Raw genomic sequence first — 3,885 nt, 5'->3', positions numbered from 1 at the left:
GGGAGGGGTTCTGGACTACTACTATCGGAGGGCCGCTTAGACGGTCGGCTGAGTTTTCGCACACTACGCGGTTCTCGCGGCCGCTGCGCCCGCTAACCGCGGGCTTGATGCTCTCGCGATGTTCGCCGCCCTTCCCTGCACGGATTTGACGGTTTCTTGACCGTCCGCTGACCCCTAGCTGGCATTCGCGATGCTGCTGCCCGGCTCGATCCGCTTGACGTGGTGCCGCCACATCGCGGGTCGAGTCGCCCCTCAATTCGACCGTCTTGCCCCAATACTACTCGGGTCGGTTTGCTGAAACGCGGCTTGATTCACTTACGCGCGAGTGCGTCCTGCTGTGTGAGCTTCCTGGGCATCGGTTAATGCTTCTCGTCCATGCAGTCGAATGTGCAGCCCCATCGCAGCGCAACACTCAGAGCCTATCTCCTACTGATTTGCTCTAACGTCTCATGATGACCACAAGCTCCGCGCCTGAGACGAAATCCAAAGCAGTTTCGGGGCTCCCGTCACATTTCCAAGCTGAGGATCGCCGGTTCTGCCAAGAAAACTGCGCGCTGTGTCCGAGCGATGGCTGCTCTCTGGACCCTTAGCTCTTCCGTCTGGGCTAAAACATGGCGCGCAGTTCTTTCGTGCAACTCGTCGGACATTCCGATCCTACGTTCGAGGTCCGCGATTCTCGATTGTATGCCTTCCTCTAGTCCGGCTCGTTCCGAGAGTGAGGAAAAATGAGCCTCGACTTCGCCGCTGGCTAGATAGGCGTTATTCCTGGAGTGCCTCAGGTGCCAGCATAGCGTCTATGGTGTCCGCCGCGTTTTCAGGAGCCAGTGCCCTTAGTGTGTCTCGTACGGCGTCCCAGTTTCTTTCCGCGAGTGCCCTAGTGAGTCCTTCCCAACGATCCGCCGGAACTTCGATTCGGCGGTGAAGGTTGATGTAGTGCTCGCCCGTGGTGTGGTCGACTAGCTCTTCTACGTTGCTGACGTTTACTCCCATGAATTCGTGCTCCTTTGGACTCGGTCAACACTGCTCTCGCCCACGAGATGAGAGCACAGGTGTGACTGTGGGGTCAACTGTATTGTGCGTACGCTTTCAACTTCCCGGTGTCGGGCATTTGAGCGGATAGTTCGGATTGCCACCCTTTCCTTTTAGTCCAGCTCTATTCGAGGGGCTCGATCCACGGTCGTGAGGGGAGGCGGGCCGGTTGCGGCGGCTGAAATTGCCGAATTTTCGCGAAGTTGCCGTATGCCGCTGTGCGACGGTCCTCCACGTAGTGGCCCTGCTACGCCGAGCGCCACCAAGAGCCGCCTAATGAGCTGTCGAGTTGCCATCGCGGCCTTACACTTGATTGCGGCTACATGCCGCCCGTCGTTCGGTCGAACCAATGGCTTTCGGCGGATGTGCTCCTCGATGTCCAAGGGCTCAGGGTCGCCTCAGTTCGGGAGAAGCTTGATGGATAGTGTTTTCGTATGGATCGTAATCGGCTCGTCCATCTGGATGGCGTTCGACGCCCATCAGATCGGGTACGACAAGAAGGACGTGAAGGGATTCGCGAGCATGGGGCCTGTGGGTTGGTTCTTTGCCGGGCTGTTGCTCTGGATCATCGCCTTCCCGCTCTATCTCGCGAGCCGGAGCAAGCTCAAGGCAGCGGCATCCGCTGGAGCCTTGACGCCCACGACGCACCGACCAATGGGATGTGCCTGGCTATAGAGCGAGTGATTAGGACTTGATTCCCTACAGCGCCGCGGAGCTACCCCGGTGTCGGTCATACATCGTACGTACCCATGCCGTACCCGGATGGTCCTGCCAGCGTGCGAGCCAAGCTCGATACTCGCTTGACCACGGCTCCGGCAATTGCATGGCTGGATGACCCGTATCAATTGTCAGGGCCAGCAGCGAAGCGGCCGTCAGGTCCGCCAGCGTGAAGCAGTCGCCTACCAGATACCCGGTCGTCGTACTCTTGCTGGCAACCCAGTCGAGTGCCTCTTGGGTATCCGCGAGCGCCTGATCGAGCGCGCCAGGTCGATCCAGCCGATAGCTCTTCTTGATCACCGAGTTCGCGGCCATCGCAAAGCCTTCGAAGAGTTTGCGGCGTATGAGCCCTACGTGACCGCCAAATACGCGCGCGAAGAATTCCGGGTCGTCCACCAAGAACGCAAAGACTCCGCATCGCGTAGCGGGACCCACGACTTCGTCGAAGTGATCTTGAATCTTCAGTATTTCGGCCCGTTGCGCTTCATCTTTTGGCAACAGGGGCGGTTCCGGTTGGTAGCGTTCGAGTTCCGCGAGGATCGCCGCCGACCCGACCGTGTAGCCTTCAGCAAAGCGAGCGACCGGTACGAAGGGCTGCCCAGTCAGCCGTTGCACAGACGGACGCTGCAGGCCTGCCAGGAGCGAAGTGCGTTGGTGCGCAACCCGCTTGAAGTCAAAGCCCCAGCGCGCTTTTTCGTTGAAGTGGGAACGCGGAAGTTGCAGCAGTTCGGGGACGGATTCGCTCATGGGTTCTCCTCGGCTCCGCCTTCCAGCTCAGTCCGAAACGGTGGGTTCGCGCACCACGCCCCAGCAGGGTGTTAGCTCGGATCCAGCCGAGGTGGTGAGGCGGCGCAAGCCCTGCCCACCAGCACCGATCGCGAACAGCTCGAAGTTTCCATCGACCGGCGACATGAAGACGATCTCACGGCCGTCCGGGAACCAGGCCCGAAAACAGGGTTGGCTCTCTCATTTCAAGGTTTGACATAAGACCGGTTATCGGCGAGTTCTTCAAATTCGCGGCTTGATTTTACTATTCTCGATCCGATGCTCGCGATACATACGAAGGGCAAACTGCCCCGCTGGATGGCCCCGGAGCTCGCCCACCAGCTGCACCGCCTCTTCGGGGATTTCGTCGAGAGTCGGCATTGACGCTCCAAAACCCTCTTCTCTGGTGACCAGGATGGCCGGCACCACCATCGACGCCCAGGTGAGATCGGCGGCGGTAAACGTTCCTCCACATAGGAACTCTCGCTCACCCAGCCGCTCCGCGAGGGCATCGAACTCGGCGCGCACATGACCCTGGGACTTCTCGATGCGCTCCGGGTCGAGACCCAGCCCACCCCGCAGCCGTCTGACCACCAGAGGATACAGCCTCTTGAACCATCGAGCCTGGCGGGCGCTGACGTTGTCGTCGGCCATGCGGGCGAGGATCTGCGGGTCTTCGAAGGCAAAACCGTAGGCGACGCGGCGGGTATTGGGACCGACGCGATCGTGAAAATAGCGCTCCAGCTCTTCGACTTCGGGACTTGGATACAGGTCGTTGCCCCCTTTCTCAGAGGCATACCGACAGATATCCGCGGAATCGTGCAGCTTGGTTCCGTCGGAGAGGAGGAGCAAGGGCGTCGAGTACTTGGTGCTCACCCGATCGTCGGAGCCGCCGCGAAAGGCGGTCGCCCGCATTACCGCCAGGCTGGAGAAGCCCGGCATGTACTTCTCCTCGACGTACGGTATGCCGCAAATATCCAGGGCCCAGCGTGCTTTTTCGTTGTAGTGGCTGAAGGCCAGGCTGATGAGGCGGTTCGTCATGCCAGGTGAATACACCCGCTCTCTCCCTCTGGCCAGCCCAGGGGAGCGCAAAGGGTCGGATCACGGGCGCAGTTTGTAACGGTCGCCTTCCTTGTCGAGCTCGCGAACTTGAGGGTCGGGTGGTTTCGTAACGGATGTTCTGCCTCGCCGGGGGTGGGCGGACCTACAAGTTTCTGGCCCCCTTGGCGTCCCCCACTATTGACCGAAACGCATCGATATGACCGATTTAGGCGGTAATCCTCAATGAAATCAACCCCAGCATCTCCTTGCCAACGTGAGGGCGAACTGCGAGCGGTGAGCGAGTAGTTCGTAGGAGGAGCCAAAGGCGACGAC

At 59.9% G+C, this 3,885-nt stretch carries 4 protein-coding genes; 1 reads left to right on the top strand and 3 read right to left on the bottom strand.

Translation table 11 applies throughout. The annotated features are described in order from the left end of the window. Window positions 1–759: 759 nt before the first annotated feature. On the bottom strand, window positions 760–990 hold the full coding sequence (locus tag IH881_20355) for a hypothetical protein (protein ID MCH7870051.1): 231 nt from the start codon (window positions 988–990) through the stop codon (window positions 760–762). A gap of 456 nt (window positions 991–1,446) precedes the next feature. On the opposite strand from IH881_20355, the gene IH881_20350 reads away from it, so the two are divergent. Then, window positions 1,447–1,704, top strand: coding sequence for a hypothetical protein (locus IH881_20350; GenBank protein MCH7870050.1), 258 nt, complete (start codon window positions 1,447–1,449; stop codon window positions 1,702–1,704). Window positions 1,705–1,728: 24 nt separating this feature from the next. Here the strand turns inward: IH881_20350 and IH881_20345 are convergent, their stop codons facing one another. Continuing rightward, window positions 1,729–2,493 (bottom strand): glutathione S-transferase family protein, encoded by a 765-nt coding sequence (locus IH881_20345; GenBank protein ID MCH7870049.1) that lies wholly within the window; start codon window positions 2,491–2,493, stop codon window positions 1,729–1,731. A gap of 261 nt (window positions 2,494–2,754) precedes the next feature. Then, on the bottom strand, window positions 2,755–3,552 hold the full coding sequence (locus IH881_20340; protein ID MCH7870048.1) for a glutathione S-transferase family protein: 798 nt from the start codon (window positions 3,550–3,552) through the stop codon (window positions 2,755–2,757). Window positions 3,553–3,885 lie beyond the last annotated feature (333 nt).

It is taken from the genome of Myxococcales bacterium (genome assembly GCA_022563535.1).
Classification (GTDB): domain Bacteria; phylum Myxococcota_A; class UBA9160; order UBA9160; family UBA4427; genus DUBZ01.
The sequence above is the reverse complement of the archived record's forward strand: the minus strand, read 5'-3'. Positions and strand labels throughout refer to the sequence as shown.

Coding starts and splice junctions, on each gene's coding strand:
- IH881_20345 (MCH7870049.1), bottom strand. CDS start 2,493: ATGAGCGAATCCGTCCCCGAACTGCTGCAACTTCCGCGTTCCCACTTC.
- IH881_20350 (MCH7870050.1), top strand. CDS start 1,447: ATGGATAGTGTTTTCGTATGGATCGTAATCGGCTCGTCCATCTGGATG.
- IH881_20340 (MCH7870048.1), bottom strand. CDS start 3,552: ATGACGAACCGCCTCATCAGCCTGGCCTTCAGCCACTACAACGAAAAA.
- IH881_20355 (MCH7870051.1), bottom strand. CDS start 990: ATGGGAGTAAACGTCAGCAACGTAGAAGAGCTAGTCGACCACACCACG.